Annotated in this window: 12 protein-coding genes; 4 read left to right on the plus strand and 8 right to left on the minus strand. The window is 64.1% G+C overall.

The window, feature by feature from the left end; genetic code table 11:
- Positions 1-728 (plus strand): AMP-binding protein (locus D769_RS22570; protein ID WP_008649805.1); only part of this gene is annotated, 728 nt, incomplete at its 5' end.
- A 35-nt stretch (positions 729-763) separates the two neighbouring features.
- On the opposite strand, the gene D769_RS22575 is transcribed toward D769_RS22570, so the two are convergent.
- A complete protein-coding gene (locus D769_RS22575) occupies positions 764-1573 on the minus strand; it encodes an ankyrin repeat domain-containing protein (protein WP_152415051.1) in 810 nt (269 codons plus the stop codon).
- Positions 1574-1594: 21 nt separating this feature from the next.
- A complete protein-coding gene (locus D769_RS22580; RefSeq protein WP_008649807.1) occupies positions 1595-2362 on the minus strand; it encodes a gamma-glutamylcyclotransferase in 768 nt (255 codons plus the stop codon).
- Between the two features lie 187 nt (positions 2363-2549).
- Here D769_RS22580 and D769_RS22585 point away from each other — a divergent pair, with 187 nt between their 5' ends.
- Complete coding sequence (locus tag D769_RS22585) at positions 2550-2870, plus strand: hypothetical protein (RefSeq protein WP_008649808.1); 321 nt, start codon at positions 2550-2552, stop codon at positions 2868-2870.
- Positions 2871-2978: 108 nt separating this feature from the next.
- Here the strand turns inward: D769_RS22585 and galU are convergent, their stop codons facing one another.
- Together galU and D769_RS22595 are read right to left on the minus strand one after the other, a co-directional pair.
- On the minus strand, positions 2979-3878 hold the full coding sequence (gene galU / locus D769_RS22590; RefSeq protein WP_008649809.1) for a UTP--glucose-1-phosphate uridylyltransferase GalU: 900 nt from the start codon (positions 3876-3878) through the stop codon (positions 2979-2981).
- 114 nt (positions 3879-3992) lie between these two features.
- The gene (locus tag D769_RS22595) at positions 3993-6860 is read right to left on the minus strand and encodes a valine--tRNA ligase (RefSeq protein WP_008649810.1); all 2868 of its coding nucleotides are present in this window, start codon (positions 6858-6860) and stop codon (positions 3993-3995) included.
- Between the two features lie 218 nt (positions 6861-7078).
- Here D769_RS22595 and D769_RS22600 point away from each other — a divergent pair, with 218 nt between their 5' ends.
- The gene (locus D769_RS22600) at positions 7079-9442 is read left to right on the plus strand and encodes a UvrD-helicase domain-containing protein (protein WP_008649811.1); all 2364 of its coding nucleotides are present in this window, start codon (positions 7079-7081) and stop codon (positions 9440-9442) included.
- A gap of 51 nt (positions 9443-9493) precedes the next feature.
- Here the strand turns inward: D769_RS22600 and D769_RS22605 are convergent, their stop codons facing one another.
- The 4 genes from D769_RS22605 to D769_RS22620 all read right to left on the minus strand — a co-directional run bounded on the left by D769_RS22605 (position 9494) and on the right by D769_RS22620 (position 13001).
- Positions 9494-10297: a BPSS1780 family membrane protein gene (locus tag D769_RS22605; protein ID WP_008649812.1), complete on the minus strand. Its 804-nt coding sequence runs from the start codon at positions 10295-10297 to the stop codon at positions 9494-9496.
- A 6-nt stretch (positions 10298-10303) separates the two neighbouring features.
- On the minus strand, positions 10304-11290 hold the full coding sequence (locus D769_RS22610; RefSeq protein ID WP_008649819.1) for a homoserine kinase: 987 nt from the start codon (positions 11288-11290) through the stop codon (positions 10304-10306).
- Between the two features lie 169 nt (positions 11291-11459).
- Positions 11460-11879, minus strand: coding sequence for a DUF2782 domain-containing protein (locus tag D769_RS22615; protein WP_008649820.1), 420 nt, complete (start codon positions 11877-11879; stop codon positions 11460-11462).
- Positions 11880-12053: 174 nt separating this feature from the next.
- A complete protein-coding gene (locus D769_RS22620; protein ID WP_187192250.1) occupies positions 12054-13001 on the minus strand; it encodes a TIGR00730 family Rossman fold protein in 948 nt (315 codons plus the stop codon).
- 4 nt (positions 13002-13005) lie between these two features.
- On the opposite strand from D769_RS22620, the gene polA reads away from it, so the two are divergent.
- Entirely contained in the window at positions 13006-15810 is a 2805-nt protein-coding gene (polA, locus tag D769_RS22625; protein ID WP_008649830.1) for a DNA polymerase I, read from the plus strand.
- The last annotated feature ends 171 nt before the right edge of the window (positions 15811-15981 follow it).

Below are 15981 nucleotides of genomic sequence, written 5' to 3' on the forward strand. Positions count from 1 at the left end.
GCAGCCTGCGCTATATCGGCGGGGGCGGTGCGGCGATGCCGCAGGCCGTGGCGGAGCGCCTGAAGACCCAGTTCGGCCTGAACTATCTGGAAGGCTACGGCCTGTCGGAAACGATGGCGCCGACGCACAGCAACCCGGCCGATCGCCCGAAGCTGCAGTGCCTGGGCGTGCCGACGTTCAACACCGACGCGCGGGTGGTCGATCCGGTCACGCTGCAGGAACTGGCGCCGAACGAGGTGGGCGAGATCATCGTGCGCGGTCCGCAGGTGTTCAAGGGTTACTGGGGCAAGCCTGACGCCACGCGCGATGCGTTCATCGAGTTCGAGGGCCAGACGTACTTCCGCACCGGCGACCTCGGCCGCATGGACGAGGAAGGCTACTTTTTCATCACCGATCGTCTGAAGCGCATGATCAATGCCTCGGGCTTCAAGGTGTGGCCGGCAGAGGTGGAAAACCTGCTGTACAAGCATCCGGCCGTGCAGGAAGCCTGCATCATCGGCACGCGCGATGCCTATCGCGGCGAAACGGTGAAGGCGGTGGTGGTGCTGCGCGCGGATGCCAAGGGCAAGACCCAGCCGGAAGACATCATCGAATGGGCCAAGGAGCACATGGCCGCGTACAAGTATCCGCGCGTGGTCGAGTTCGTCGATGCCCTGCCGAAGTCCGGCACCGGCAAGGTGATGTGGCGCCAACTGCAGGAAACGGAAAACGCGCGTCAGGCTGGCTGATCAGGTGAGGCGTAACACCCCGCGGCACTGGAAACTCAGTGGCCGCGGGCCCGCATCAGCATCCGCACCATCGTCTTGTAGCCACGCTCCCTCGCATGGCGCGACGGCGTGACGCCTTCGCGATCGGCCAGGTTGGCATCGGCCCCGGCGTCCAGCAGTGCCTGGACGATATCTTCGTAGCGCGAACTGCCGTCGCCGAGGATGATGGCTTCCAGCAGTGCCGTCCAGCCCAACTGGTTCACCCGGTCCACCGGGACGCCCGCGCTGAGCAGCAGCTTCACGATTTCCACATTGCCGTGCTGGCTTGCGGCGATCAGCGCCGTGCCGTCGTAGCGGTCGGTGCTGTTCAGGTCCGCGCCATGCGACAGGGCCAGCCGTACCACGTCGATCTGGTTCGTGGCCGCCGCCAGCAGGAATGGGCTGTTGCCTTCATCGTCCTTGCGGTTGACGTCCGCCCCAGCCTGAACCAGCACCCGCGTGACATCGCCGCGACGGTTGTAGACCGCCGCGAGCAGAGCGGTACGTCCGCGTTCGTCCGTGGCCTGGGCCGATGCGCCGGCCTTGAGCAGCCGATTGACCAGGTCGAGGTCGCCGATACTGGCTGCCGTGATCAGGTTGTGGTCGAGGGCGGCCATGCCGTCCCCGCGCGACGGCAGGGGTGTGTGATTGCTGCCGTGCCACGGGCGAGAAGGCATCGGCGCGGATGCGCCGCCCAGTCCACCCACCGAGCGGGCCAGCGTCTGCCCGCCCTGGCCGGCCAGCAACCCCCCAGCGACCAGTAATCCCATCAGCCCGAGTATCTCGGCAAGTGCCTGGCGGCGGGGACGGGTCTGGGAGCGCGTCATGTTGGCAGGTGACAGGATCGATCAGACAGTTTCGTGCGGCTGGATAATAGACTCGGCAGCGTCAGCGCTGGCGACACTCGCCCGCGTTGCGGCGCCGTTGGTTTCGGCGGCATCGCTTTCCTGGAGCTGGCGCCACAGGCGTCCCAGGTACGGATCGTCCACGCCATTCGTTGTCAGGCCAAGCAGGGTTTGCTGGAGATACTCGCGCGCCGGGCCATACAGGCCACAGGCATGGCGCAGGCAGGCCACCACGCGCTCGTCTGGCAGGCGGCCAGCGTAGGCCGAATGCTCGCGGTTCATGACAAAGGCCAGCGCGCGCTGCTCGGGTGCGTCCGGCGCATTGCCGACTCTCACGCGCAGCCAGCGCGGATGATAGGCGCCGGTCAGCATCTCGCGGCGCCACAGCACGCGGAATTCCTGCTCGATCACGTGCCCGGGGATGCGGAATACCATGCCGGTGCAGCAACCGCCACGATCCAGGCCGAGCACGAGGCCCGGATTGTCCCATGTGCCCCGATTGATGCGGGAATAGAGATAGAAGCCTCGATGGTAGCCATGCACGGTGGCCAGCCTGCGATCCGTATGGACCACCATCGGATTCCAGATCAGAGAGCCATAGCCAAACAGCCAGACATCGCCGTTCAGACCGGGTGTCTCGGGCCGGGCGCCGAGCGCGTCGCAGAGCGAACGCTCCACATCGGCTTCTGGCAATAACGAGGACGCGACCGGCGTGCTGCACAACGATGTGCGCAGCCTGTCCGATTCGAGGTCCTGTCGCGTAATGGCCATGTTTGACAGCATAATCCAAAGCGCATTGATGCGTCGCAAGGAAACCACAGATGCCAGCAGGGGTGTGTGTACAAGGCAACGGTCGGCAACGGCTTGTTCCAACAGCCTAGTTCTTCCGCCCGCCCCGATCCGGCGGCAAGTCACTACAATGGGGGCCTCATCCTCGGAGATTTTCGGAGAACCGGCAATGGCGCGTACCCTGACCGTAGTGTTCGGCAGTGGCAAGGAATTTGAATTCACGCTGGGCGACAGTGAACTCGCCGCGGTGACCGAGGATGCCGCCTGGCGCTGGTTTGACCGTGAATACGCCGAGCTGGATTGCCAGGCGTCGAGTCCGGTCGGCAAGGTCCTGGTGATCGACAAGATCCTGAACGTGGCGAAGTTCTCGGGCGAAAATCGCTTTGCCACCCATCCGGAATGGGCGCAGGACTATGCCCGGCACGCCGGCCGGCTGCTCGATCGCGACAAGGTGCGCGTGGATGTTGGCAGCGCGGCAATCGGTTTCTGACCGCCCCGGAATAAAGAAAAACCCCGCTTCGGTAACAAAGCGGGGTTTTTTTCTGCCTTCCTGCCGAAGCCACCTCTTCCGGGGCGGTTTCGTTTTTTCAGGCGGATGTCAGGCGGGTACGCTCGACGGGCTGGTGCAGCGCTGCGACAGATAGGCGCTGAACTCGTCGCGCACCTCGGGGTGCCTGAGGGCGAATTCGACGGTCGCCTTCAGATAGCCGAGCTTGCTGCCGCAGTCGTACCGCACGCCTTTGTAGCGATAGGCCAGCACCTGTTCCTGGTCGAGCATCGACTGGATGGCGTCGGTGAGCTGGATCTCGCCGCCGGCGCCCGGCTTCAGCTCGCGGATATGGTCGAAGATGCGCGGGGTGAGAATGTAGCGACCCACCACGCCCAGGTTCGACGGCGCATTCTCGGGTGCCGGCTTCTCGACGATGGCCGACATCTTGATCACGCGGTCGTCCCACTCGCGGCCGTCGATCACGCCATACGAGCGGCTTTGCTCGGGTGCGATCTCTTCCACGCCGAGTACCGAGCAGTTGTAGTGGTTGTAGATATCCACCATCTGCTTCATCACGGGCAGGTCCTTGCCACCGTCGAGCAAGTCGTCGGCCAGCATCACGGCAAACGGCGTGTCGCCCACGAGCTTGGCGGCGCAAAGCACCGCGTGGCCCAGGCCCAGCGCCTCGGGCTGGCGCACGTAATAGCACTCGACGTTCGCTGGCTTGATCGAGCGCACCACATCGAGCAGTGCCTGCTTGTTCTTGGCCTCGAGTTCCGCTTCCAGTTCGTAAGCCTTGTCGAAGTGATCCTCGATGGCGCGCTTGGAGCGCCCGGTGACGAAGATCATCTCGGTAATGCCTGCGGCCATGGCTTCTTCCACGGCGTACTGGATCAGTGGCTTGTCGACCACGGGCAGCATTTCCTTGGGGCTCGCCTTGGTGGCGGGCAGAAACCGGGTGCCTAGCCCTGCAACGGGAAAGACGGCCTTGGTGACGCGGTTTTCCATTTCAGCCTTCCTTGTTTATCCGGAGTGATACCGTGCCGTAACGGTAGGGGTGCCGTCTGTCCGGTTCCGTCCGACGCTGCAGTCGGCACGAAACCGGGGAAGCACTTTTTACGCTCAGGCAGGCAATCGCTGTAGTTGATCCTGAAGCTTGACCAGCGTCTGTTCGAAATCGGACAAACGCTGCGTTTCCTGAGCCACGACAGCCGGCGGTGCCTTGGCGACGAAGCTCTCATTGGACAGCTTGCCACGGCATTTGCCGATTTCGCCGGAGATACGGTCGATCTCCTTGCCCAGGCGCACGCGTTCGGCAGCCACATCGATCTCGATCTTGAGAAGCAGGTGGTTGCCGTCGGCGATCGCCACAGGGGCGCCGGCGCCTTCCTTCTGCAGCGTGGCCTCGTCTTCGAACACCTTGACCTCGGAAAGTTTCGCCAGCGCCTGGATTTGCGCCGCCGCTTCCTTCAGGAACGTGCTGTCTCCCTGAGCATAGAGCGGGATGCGCTGGGCCGGCGAGATATTCATCTCGCCGCGCAGGTTGCGGCAGGCGTCGACCACCGACTTGAGGCGGGCCACCCAGGCTTCGGCGGCTTCGTCGATCTTGGCCGCGGCGCTCAGCGGGTAATCCTGCGTGGCGATCGACTCGCTGCCATCGCCCTTGGCGCGGCCGGCCAGCGGGGCCACCTTCTGCCACAGTTCCTCGGTGATGAACGGGATGATCGGGTGGGCCAGACGCAGCACCGTTTCCAGCACGCGCAGCAGCGTGCGGCGCGTGGCGCGTTGCTGGGCTTCGGTCCCGGTCTGGATCTGGACCTTGGCCATCTCCAGGTACCAGTCGCAGTATTCGTCCCAGACAAACTTGTAGATCGCGCTGGCGATGTTGTCGAAGCGGTACTCGGCGAAGCCCTTCTCGACTTCCGCTTCCACGCGCTGCAGCAGCGATACGATCCAGCGGTCGGCCTGCGAGAAGTGCAGGTAGCCGTCCGGGCCGCAATCGTTGTTGCACGGGCCCATGCCGCAGTCATGGCCCTCGGTGTTCATCAGCACGAAACGCGTGGCGTTCCAGAGCTTGTTGCAGAAGTTGCGATAGCCCTCGCAGCGGCCAGTGTCGAAGTTGATGTTGCGACCCAGCGTGGCCAGCGACGCAAACGTGAAGCGCAGCGCGTCGGCGCCGAATGCGGGAATGCCGTCCGGGAATTCCTTCTTCGTCTTCGATTCGATCTTCGGCGCATCCTTCGGACGACGCAGGCCGGTGGTGCGCTTCTTGAGCAGCGGCTCGAGCGAGATACCGTCGATCAGGTCCACCGGATCGAGCGTGTTGCCCTCGGACTTGCTCATCTTCTTGCCTTCGGAGTCCCGCACCAGACCGTGCACGTACACGGTGTGGAACGGCACCTTGCCGGTGAAGTGCTTGGTCATCATGACCATGCGCGCCACCCAGAAGAAGATGATGTCGTAGCCGGTCACAAGCACCGACGACGGCAGGAAGTGCTGGATCTCGGGCGTGTTCTCGGGCCAGCCCAGCGACGAGAACGGAACCAGGGCGGACGAGAACCACGTGTCGAGCACGTCTTCCTCGCGGCGCAGCGCGCCGGTGCTGCCGGCGGCCTGGGCCTTCGCGCGTGCTTCCTCTTCGGTGCGCGCCACGAAACAGTTGCCGGCATCGTCGTACCAGGCGGGAATCTGGTGGCCCCACCAGAGCTGGCGGCTGATACACCAGTCCTGGATGTTCGACAGCCACTGGTTGTACGTGCTGATCCAGTTTTCCGGTACGAGCTTGATTTCACCGCTCTGCACGGCCTCGAGCGCGACTTCGGCGATCGAGCGGCCCGGGTTGAATGTGCCTTCCGGGGCGGGCTTGCTCATGGCCACGAACCACTGGTCCGTCAGCATCGGTTCGATCACGCTGCTGGTGCGCTCGCTGCGCGGCACCATCAGCTTGTGCTTCTTGACCTCGCCCAGCAGGCCCTGCGCCTCAAGGTCTGCCACCATCTTCTTGCGCGCGTCGAAGCGGTCCATGCCGGCGTAGGCGGCCGGCGCATCGGCGACGATCTTCGCGTCGAGCGTCAGGATCGACAGTTGCGGCAGGTTGTGGCGCTGACCCACGGCGTAGTCGTTGAAGTCATGGCCCGGGGTCACCTTGACCACGCCGGTGCCGAACTCGCGATCCACGTATTCGTCGGCGATGACCGGGATCTTGCGATCGGTCAGCGGCAGATGCACGAACTTGCCGATCAGGTGGGCGTAGCGCTCATCCTCGGGGTGCACCATCACCGCCGTGTCGCCGAGCATCGTCTCGGGACGGGTGGTGGCCACGGTCAGGTGGGTCAGGCCGCGTACGGTGTCCGGCTCGGCCAGCGGGTAATGGATGTGCCACAGCGAACCGTCTTCTTCGACGCTGTCGACTTCCAGATCGGACACGGCGGTGCCAAGCACCGGATCCCAGTTCACCAGCCGTTTGCCACGGTAGATCAGGCCTTGCTCATGCAGGCGGACGAACACCTCGGTCACGGCCTTCGACATCTCGGGCGACATCGTGAAGTACTCGCGCGTCCAGTCGATCGACGCGCCCATGCGGCGCACCTGGCGCGTGATCGTCGAGCCCGATTCTTCCTTCCACTCCCAGACCTTCTCGGTGAACTTGGCGCGGCCCAGGTCGTGGCGCGATACGCCTTGCGCTTCGAGCTGGCGTTCCACCACGATCTGCGTGGCGATGCCGGCGTGGTCGGTGCCCGGCACCCACAGCGTGTTGGCGCCGCGCATACGTGCATGGCGGGTCAGGCCGTCCATGATCGTCTGGTTGAACGCATGGCCCATGTGCAGCGTGCCGGTCACATTGGGCGGCGGCAGCTGGATGGCGAAATCGGGGCGATTGGCGTCGAACGTGGGCTGGGCAATGCCGCGCCGCTCCCATTCTGGGCCCCATTTCGCCTCGATGGCGGCGGGTTCGAAGCTCTTGGCTAGGGACTGGTCTTCTGCGGTCATGCTGGGATGTCGAGATGTGCGGGTCAGGGCTCTGGCCGGCTGGCGGATCGGCGCGCCGCGGCATTGGGCCGGGAAAACGTCAAATTATAGGGGAGGCGGGGTTCCGGTGCGCATTTCGGCGCCGGAAGGTGGCCCGGGCGGGCGAATGCTGTCATTGCTGCCAGGGCGCGGCGGGGGCCATCGGTATAATTGCGGCCTATCCTTCCGGCCCTGCTCCGATGTCCAGTCTGCTCGCCAATCTCAATGCTGAACAACTCGCCGCCGTCACATTACCTGACGAGCCGGCCCTGATCCTGGCCGGTGCGGGCAGTGGCAAGACCCGTGTGCTGACCACGCGGATCGCGTGGCTGATCCAGAACGGCCGTGTGTCCCCGGCCGGCATTCTGGCGGTGACCTTCACGAACAAGGCCGCCAAGGAGATGCAGACCCGGCTGTCGTCGATGTTGCCGATCAACACCCGGGGCATGTGGATCGGCACGTTCCATGGCCTGTGCAACCGGATGCTGCGTGCGCATTTCCGTGACGCCGGCCTGCCGCAGACATTCGCGATCCTGGACTCGCAGGACCAGCTCTCGGCGATCAAGCGGCTGCTCAAGGGGCTGAACGTCGATGACGAGAAGTACCCGCCCAAGAATCTCCAGTATTTCATCAACAACGCCAAGGAGCAGGGCCTGCGCCCGGCCGACGTCGAAGCCAATGACGATTTCAATCGTCGCTTCGTCGACCTGTACGCGGCCTACGACGAGCAGTGCCAGCGCGAGGGTGTGGTCGACTTCGCCGAGTTGTTGCTGCGCTGCTACGAACTGCTGCGTTACAACGACGCGATCCGCCAGCATTACCAGCACCGTTTCCGCCACGTGCTCGTCGACGAGTTCCAGGACACCAACGTGCTCCAGTACCAGTGGCTCAAGCTGCTGGCCGGCTACGGCTCGGGCAATGCCGCGGCGGTGTTCGCCGTGGGCGACGACGACCAGAGCATCTACGCGTTCCGTGGCGCCAACGTCGGCAATATGCGCGACTTCGAGCAGGAATTCCGCGTTCGCCACCTGATCAAGCTCGAGCAGAACTACCGCTCGCACGGGCATATCCTCGATTCGGCCAACCACCTGATCTCGCACAATGCGCGCCGACTGGGCAAGAATCTGCGCACCGACGCCGGGCACGGCGAGCCGGTGCGCGTGTTCCAGGCAGGTTCGGACGGCCAGGAAGCCTCGTGGATCGTCGAGGAAATCCGCGACCAGATTGCGCAGGGCATGTCGCGCTCGGAGATCGCGATCCTCTATCGCAGCAATGCGCAGTCGCGGGTCATCGAACACGCACTGTTCTCGTCGGGTATCCCGTACCGGGTGTACGGCGGCCTGCGCTTCTTCGAGCGCGCCGAAGTGAAGCACGCGCTGGCCTACCTGCAGTTGATCGAGAACCCGCGCAATGACGCCGCATTCGGGCGGGTGGTCAATTTCCCCACGCGCGGCATCGGCGCGAAGTCGCTCGAAGTGCTGCAGGACGCGGCGCGGCAATACAACTGTTCGTTGGCCGAAGCAGTGGCCTACGTGCCCGGCAAGGCCGGTAGCTCGTTGGGCGCCTTCATCCGGCTGATCGAGCAGATGCGTGCCGAGACCAGCCGGATGACGCTGGCGCAAACGGTCGAGTACGTGACCAACACCAGCGGCCTGATGACGCACTACCAGACCGAGAAGGAAGGTCAGGACCGCATCGAGAACTTGCAGGAACTGGTGACGGCCGCGCAGGCATTCGTGGTCGAGGAAGGCTACGGGCTCGAGGCGCTGGGCCGCATGCTGCCGGCGAACCGCGATGCCATGCCGGCGCTGGCGCAGGGCGAACAGGACCAGCAGGTGCTGGACCCCGAACAGTTGCCCGTGGTGATGACGCCGCTGGTGGCGTTCCTGACCCACGCGTCGCTGGAGGCGGGAGACAACCAGGCGCAGGCCGGCCAGGATGCGGTGCAGATGATGACCGTGCACGCGGCCAAGGGGCTCGAGTTCAATGTGGTGTTCATCACCGGGCTCGAGGAAGGGCTGTTCCCACACGAGAACAGCGCGATGGAGGCTGACGGTCTGGAGGAGGAGCGCCGCCTGATGTATGTGGCCATCACCCGCGCGCGGGAACGGCTTTATCTGTCGTTCGCCCAAAGTCGCGTGCTGCACGGCCAGATGCGCTATCACGTGCGGTCGCGCTTCTTCGAGGAGCTTCCCGAGGCCTCGCTGAAGTGGATCACTCCGCAGGGCCAGGCCTACGGCACCTATGGCTCGGGCAGCGGACGCCAGTCATCCGAGCGCGAAAGCGCGTGGGGCCGCGACTGGTTCAAGCGTGCCGAGGATGTGCCCTATACGGGTGTCAAGCCGACCGGCGGCATGGACACCGGCAAGAACTACGCCGAAGAAAAGCGCGCCGCGGCCACTGGATTCCGCGTGGGCCAGAGCGTGTTCCACAACAAGTTTGGGGAAGGCAAGATCAAGGCGCTGGAAGGCGAGGGCGCCGATGCGCGCGCGAACATCGACTTCAAGCGTCACGGCACCAAGTGGCTGGCGCTGTCGGTGGCGAAGCTGGACGCGATTGATTGAGGAGGGGATTTTCTCCCCACTTCCGCATATGGAAGCGGGGAGAAAAGAGGGTCAGGACTGCGCCACGCTATCGTTCGCCGTCTCACCCGGCGGCGCGATGTTGAAGCAGCCGCGGTACGTCGCGTAGAACGAGCAGTAGAGGATCGCCAGCATCAGCAGCGAGTACGGCGTGATCAGGAACGACAGCACGGTATCCGCGCCGATCGAGGCGAACACTACCTCGAGGAACAGCGGCACTACCACCAGCAACAGCGCGAACAGCAGGGCGTAGGTGAAGAACGCGCCACGGTTGCGCCAGCAGGCGGTCCAGCTGAAGAACAGCGCCTTGACGGGCGGCACGCCATGCCAGGCGGCGAGCATCGGCGCAAACCAGAACATCATTGCCACCGGTGTGTACAGCAGCGCGCCGATCAACAGTGCGTAGTACAGTTGCCGTACCGCTTCGCCGGAGGGCTCCTCGCCCTTGAGCACCATCGGCGCCAGTGCGCTGATGTCGACCACGGCTGTGGCGATGAAGCTCAGCGCGAACACCAGCACCGCGTAAATGCCACCCAGCACCAGCAGGTTGCGGGTGGCCTGTTTCCCGTTCGTGCGGAAGCCCGACAGCAATATCGTGGGCAATACACGCTTGTTCTGGATGACGTCGCGGCAGGCGGTCATCACGCCCACAGACAGGCCTGGGGTGAACACCAGCAGCGCGATGATGCCGAACAGCGGAACGAAGATCGCCAACTGCGCGGCAATCAGATAGATAAACAACAGCATCAGGAATGCCAGCGGGTTCTTGCGGAACAGCCAGATGCCCTGGCGGAACCAGACGTAGCCTTCCTTGGCGGAAACTTCCAGTAGTTGCATGGCGAATCAGATCCAGGGGAGCGCTGCGGCGTCGTCGATGCGGCGGCGCAGGATGCGTTCGAAGTGGGTCGGATCGTGCGGCTGGAGCATATCGGCCTCGCGCGGCAGGTAGAAGTCCCACAGGCGCGATACCCAGAAGCGCAGCGCGCCGGCGCGCAGCATATCTTGCCAGTGCGCCGCCTCCACTGCCGTCAGGGGCCTGACCGCATGATAAGCCCGCAGCATGGCCTGCGCACGTTCCATGTCGATGGTGCCGGTCGCGAGGTCGATGCACCAGTCGTTGACGGTGACGGCCAGGTCGAACAGCCATTTGTCGTCGCCGGCAAAGTAGAAATCGAAGAAGCCGCCGAGCCGGTGGTTGCCGGCGCTGTCAGTGTCGAACAGCGCGTTGTCGCGGAACAGGTCGCAGTGGCAAGGGCCACCCTCCAGCGCGGCGTAGTCACCGCCGCCGAAAAACGCGGTCTGGTGCGCGATTTCCTCGGTCAGCAGCTTGCGCTGCGCGGCATCGAGGAAAGGCGTGATTTCCGGGGTGGTCTGCTGCCACCACGCCAGGCTGCGCAGATTCGGCTGCTTGCGTGGATAGTCCTGGCCGGCGATATGCATGCGCGCCAGCATTGCGCCGACTTCGGCGCAATGGTCGGGCTGCGGTGCAAGTTGCGAGGCGCCGGGCAGGCGCGTGACGATGGTCGCCGGCTTGCCCTTCAGTTCGCGCAGGATCTCGCCGTCGCGGGCTGGCATCGGCGCCGGCACGCAGATGCCGTGCCGTGCCAGATGGTCCATCAGGTGCAGGTAATACGGCAGCTGGTCGAATTGCAGCCGTTCAAAGATCGTCAGTACGTACTCACGTGTGACGCCATCCTGCTCCATGGTCAGGAAAAAGTTGCTGTTCTCGATGCCCGAGGCAATGCCGCGCAGCGCGCGCACTTCGCCAAGGTCATAGTCAAGCAGCCAGCGGGCGATCTCGTCCTGCGAGACCGTGGTGAAAACGGCCATACTGTTCTGTTGGTGCAATTCGGGACGCGACGAACCGAGGGCGGATGGCAATGGCGGTTCGCCGCCGCGGCATCACTGCCGGAGGGCCGGCGCGACCTTCGCCAGGCGCGAGCGCCCGGCGAGGATCGTGGGTAAAAAGACAATCAGGATAACGGGAAAGGCTGCCGTATCAGAACTTCAGGTTCACGGACGGCACGCGGTTCACGTCATGGTCACGAATCTTGGGCGAGCTGTCTTCGGGCTTGCTCATTTCGTACTTGGTGCCGAAACCGGACTGAACCTGGATATCGGTGGCCCGACCCTTGTTGCGGTACTCGGTCACCTGCGTGCCATCGCGCTCGCGCAGCACGAAGCTCGGCTCGCGCGGTTTGTTGATCTCGCTCTTCGCGGCAGGGGCGATCGGTTGGTTGTTGATTTCGTTCAGTTCCTGCTGGGTCAGCGCATTGCTTTCCGCGTTGTCCTGGGCCACGGCATGGGTGGTCACAGTCAGTGCAAGCGCAGCTGCAGCAAGCGCAAGAAGGTAGCCATGACGGCCAATGGCCGTCGGGACATTGGCGAGCCTGGCACCCGTATGCGAAGGGGAAGTCATCTGGGGCTCCTGTGCGTGCGGGCCAGCTGCCCAGCGACGCGGATTTAGCCTGCAAGGACCCGGCGGTGCCGGATCTGGCAGGAGAATGCTTCCATTCTAGCAATTCCTGTCGGTTCCGGGCCGCTCTCGTGCCCTAGCGTCCACCCGCCAGCGCCGCCGGCGGGCGTCCATGCCTTACAGATAGAACATTTCTTCCTTGGGCGGAATCGGATGCTCGCCGCCGCGCTTTTCGTAGTACTCGTAGACGGCTTCGAGCACTTCCTGCGGCTCGTCGACGATCTTCATCAGGTCCAGATCGTGCTCGGCGATCAGGCCCATCGGCAGCAGCGTGAAACGGAACCAGTCGAGCAGGCCCTTCCAGAAGCGGCTGCCATACATCACCACGGGCACGGAACGAGACTTGCCGGTTTGTACCAGCGTCAGCACTTCGGCCAGTTCGTCCAGGGTGCCGAAGCCGCCCGGCATGACGATGAATGCGTCCGAATTCTTCACGAACGTGACCTTGCGCGTGAAGAAGTGGCGGAACCGCATGGCGATGTCCTGGTACGGATTGCCCTGTTGCTCGTGGGGCAATTCGATATTCAGGCCGACACTGGCGGACTTGCCCGCGTGCGCGCCCTTGTTGGCCGCTTCCATGATGCCGGGGCCTCCGCCGGAGATGACGGCAAAGCCGGCATCCGAGAACAGCCGGGCGATTTCGATGGTCTTCTGGTAGTAAGGCGAGTCCTCGCGCAGGCGCGCGCTGCCGTAGATCGAGACGGCCGGGCGGATCTCCGAAAGGTACTCGGTCGCCTCGATGAACTCTGCCATAATCGTGAACATTTGCCACGAGGCGCGCGCCTTCTTGGCCGTGGCGCGGTCTTCATCGGCCAACGCGCGCAGGCTTGGAATCATCTTGCGCGGATTCGCGCGCGCTGCCGCATCGCGTGCGGCAGCTTCCTGCTCGTCGGGGCCTTTGCCTGCCTCGGCGGCATCGGCCATGGCGGCAATGGCAGCAGCATGTGCGGCCGCTTTATCGGCCCGCTGGTCTGCCTTGTTACCGGCAACGTCAGCAATGTCTGTAGCGGCAAGGGGGGCGGCGTCAGCACCGCCTGCGGGGGCACCAGTCAATTTTGAGTCCATGGGAATGTCGGATAGTCCAAAAACACTCTTGCTCGTCGATGGATCGAGCTATCTATATCGCGCGTATCACGCTCTGCCGGACCTGAGGAATGGCGAAGGTCTGCCCACCGGGGCAATCTACGGCATGATCAATATGCTGCGCAAGCTGCGCAATGATTACCCGGCACAGTATATCGCCTGTGTGTTCGACGCCAAGGGCAAGACGTTCCGGGATGACATGTATCCGGCATACAAGGAGCATCGCCCGTCGATGCCTGAGGACCTTGCGAAGCAGATCGAGCCGATCCACGAGGCCGTGCGCGCGCTTGGCTGGCCGATCGTGGTCGTGGAAGGCGTGGAGGCCGACGACGTGATCGGCACGCTCGCGCTCCAGGCGTCGCAGCAGGGCGTGAACACGGTCGTTTCTACGGGCGACAAGGATCTTGCGCAGCTCGTCAATGACACCGTCACGCTGGTCAACACCATGAGCGGCGAGGTCCTCGATCCGCCGGGTGTGGTGGCGAAGTTCGGCGTGCCGCCCGAGCGCATCGTCGACTACCTGTCGCTGATCGGTGACGCGGTGGACAACGTGCCTGGCGTGCCGAAGGTCGGTCCGAAGACCGCCGTCAAATGGCTGACCGAATACGGCACGCTGGACGAGATCATGGGCAACGCCGAGAAGATCAAGGGCGTGGTGGGCGAGAACCTGCGCAACACGCTCGAATGGCTCCCGCGCGCGCGGGAACTGGTCACGGTCAAGACCGATTGCGACCTGAGCGGTGCCGTTGCCGATTTCCAGGCGCTGCACGACCTTGGCGAAGACAAGGAAAAGCTGATCGCGTTCTTCCAGCGCTACGGATTCAAGTCGTGGCTGCGCGAGGCAACCGGTGAGTCGTTGCCGAACGCACGCGCGGCAGCGCGCGCGGTGCCGAAGCCTACGCCGGCGCAGGGCGGGCTGTTCGATGCGCCGGCGCAGGCCGACGCCCCAGCCGAAGATGTGCCCCCGGCCGAGATCAACTACGAGACCGTGACCACCGAGGCCGAGCTCGACGAATGGCTGCGCAAGATCGCCGATGCGCCGATCGTCGCCGTCGACACCGAAACGACCTCGCTCGATCCGATGCTGGCGCAGCTCGTCGGCATCTCGCTGTCGGTCGAACCGGGCGCGGCTGCCTATATTCCCGTGGCGCATCGCGGCCCGGACGTCGCGGGCCTCGAGAACCATGGCCAGCTCTCGCGCGAGTACGTGCTCGAGCGTATGCGCGGCTGGCTCGAGGATCCGGCGCGTCCGAAGCTCGGTCAGCACCTGAAGTACGACTCGCACGTGTTTGCCAACCACGGCGTGGCGCTGCGCGGCATCGCGCATGACACGATGCTGGAAAGCTACGTGCTGGCTTCGTACCGCAATCACGGCATGGATAGCCTGGCCGAGCGCCTGCTGAGCCTGAAGACGATCACGTACGAGGAAGTTTGTGGCAAGGGTGCGAACCAGATCGGCTTCGACCAGATCGACCTGTCGCGCGCCACCGAATACGCGGCCGAGGATGCCGACGTGACGCTGCGCCTGCATCGCAAGATGCTGCCGCAGCTCGAGGCATCGGAAGGGCTGAAGTACGTCTACGAACAGATCGAGATCCCGGTCTCGGTGGTGCTGCAGAAGATCGAGCGCAACGGCGTGCTGATCGATGCCGACCGCCTGGCCGCGCAGAGCGCCGAGCTTGGTCAACGCATGATGGACCTCGAGCGCGCCGCGCACGATGCGGCGGGTCAGCCGTTCAATCTCGGATCGCCAAAGCAGATCGGCGAGATCCTGTTCAACCAGATGAAGCTGCCGGTGGTCAAGAAGACCGCCAGCGGCGCGCCGTCGACCGATGAAGAGGTGCTGCAGAAGCTGGCGGACGACTATCCGCTGCCCAAGCTGCTGCTGGACTACCGGGGCCTGTCGAAGCTGAAGTCCACCTACACGGACAAGCTGCCGAAGATGGTCAACCCGAATACCGGGCGCGTGCATACGAGCTACGGGCAGGCCACTGCGGTGACGGGGCGCCTGGCATCGACCGATCCGAACCTGCAGAACATTCCGGTGCGCACCGAGGAAGGTCGCCGCATTCGCGAGGCGTTCATCGCCGCGCCCGGCAACGTGATCGTCTCGGCCGACTATTCACAGATCGAACTGCGCATCATGGCGCATATCTCGGGCGACGAAAACCTGCTGCGCGCGTTCGCCAATGGCGAGGATATTCACCGTGCCACGGCCGGCGAAATCTTCGGCGTCGAGCGCGAGGCCGTCAACAGCGAGCAGCGCCGCTATGCGAAGGTGATCAACTTCGGCCTGATCTATGGCATGAGCGCGTTCGGGCTGGCCAGCAACCTTGGCATCGAGCGCGAGGCGGCCAAGCACTATATCGACCGCTACTTCATGCGTTACCCCGGCGTGGCGCACTACATGGAGCAGACGCGCCAGACGGCGCGCGAGCAGGGCTATGTCGAGACCGTGTTCGGCCGCCGCCTCTGGCTGCCGGACATCAACGGCGGCAATGGCCCGCGCCGTCAGGCCGCAGAACGCGCGGCCATCAACGCGCCGATGCAGGGCACCGCGGCCGATCTGATCAAGCTGTCGATGATCGCCGTGCAGGACTGGCTCGAAGGCGAGCGTCTCGGCACGCGCCAGATCATGCAGGTGCATGACGAACTGGTGCTTGAAGTGCCGCAGGCCGAACTCGAACTGGTCCGCGTGAAGCTGCCTGAGCTGATGTGCGCGGTGGCCACCCTCAATGTGCCGTTGGTTGCCGAAGTGGGTAGTGGTGCGAACTGGGAAGAGGCCCACTGATCCTCGCGAAGAGGATGTCCTCAATGCGATGCCGATGTATGCATAAGAGTACTGATTGAAGCGACTGCGGAAGGCTTGTCAGGGGTGCTGCTCTGCAGCACACTGGTAGCAATGAACGCATTTGCGGTACATCAAGAAATGCTGCAAGAACATCGGCTTCGCGGCGCAAGA

Source organism: Cupriavidus sp. HMR-1 (genome assembly GCF_000319775.1).
Taxonomy (GTDB): domain Bacteria; phylum Pseudomonadota; class Gammaproteobacteria; order Burkholderiales; family Burkholderiaceae; genus Cupriavidus; species Cupriavidus metallidurans.

What these genes read in the sequence shown, in the direction of transcription:
- D769_RS22575 (WP_152415051.1), bottom strand. Translation starts at nt 1,573, where the DNA reads ATGACGCGCTCCCAGACCCGTCCCCGCCGCCAGGCACTTGCCGAGATA.
- D769_RS22580 (WP_008649807.1), bottom strand. Translation starts at nt 2,362, where the DNA reads ATGGCCATTACGCGACAGGACCTCGAATCGGACAGGCTGCGCACATCG.
- D769_RS22585 (WP_008649808.1), top strand. Translation starts at nt 2,550, where the DNA reads ATGGCGCGTACCCTGACCGTAGTGTTCGGCAGTGGCAAGGAATTTGAA.
- galU (WP_008649809.1), bottom strand. Translation starts at nt 3,878, where the DNA reads ATGGAAAACCGCGTCACCAAGGCCGTCTTTCCCGTTGCAGGGCTAGGC.
- D769_RS22595 (WP_008649810.1), bottom strand. Translation starts at nt 6,860, where the DNA reads ATGACCGCAGAAGACCAGTCCCTAGCCAAGAGCTTCGAACCCGCCGCC.
- D769_RS22600 (WP_008649811.1), top strand. Translation starts at nt 7,079, where the DNA reads ATGTCCAGTCTGCTCGCCAATCTCAATGCTGAACAACTCGCCGCCGTC.
- D769_RS22605 (WP_008649812.1), bottom strand. Translation starts at nt 10,297, where the DNA reads ATGCAACTACTGGAAGTTTCCGCCAAGGAAGGCTACGTCTGGTTCCGC.
- D769_RS22610 (WP_008649819.1), bottom strand. Translation starts at nt 11,290, where the DNA reads ATGGCCGTTTTCACCACGGTCTCGCAGGACGAGATCGCCCGCTGGCTG.
- D769_RS22615 (WP_008649820.1), bottom strand. Translation starts at nt 11,879, where the DNA reads ATGACTTCCCCTTCGCATACGGGTGCCAGGCTCGCCAATGTCCCGACG.
- D769_RS22620 (WP_187192250.1), bottom strand. Translation starts at nt 13,001, where the DNA reads ATGGACTCAAAATTGACTGGTGCCCCCGCAGGCGGTGCTGACGCCGCC.
- polA (WP_008649830.1), top strand. Translation starts at nt 13,006, where the DNA reads ATGTCGGATAGTCCAAAAACACTCTTGCTCGTCGATGGATCGAGCTAT.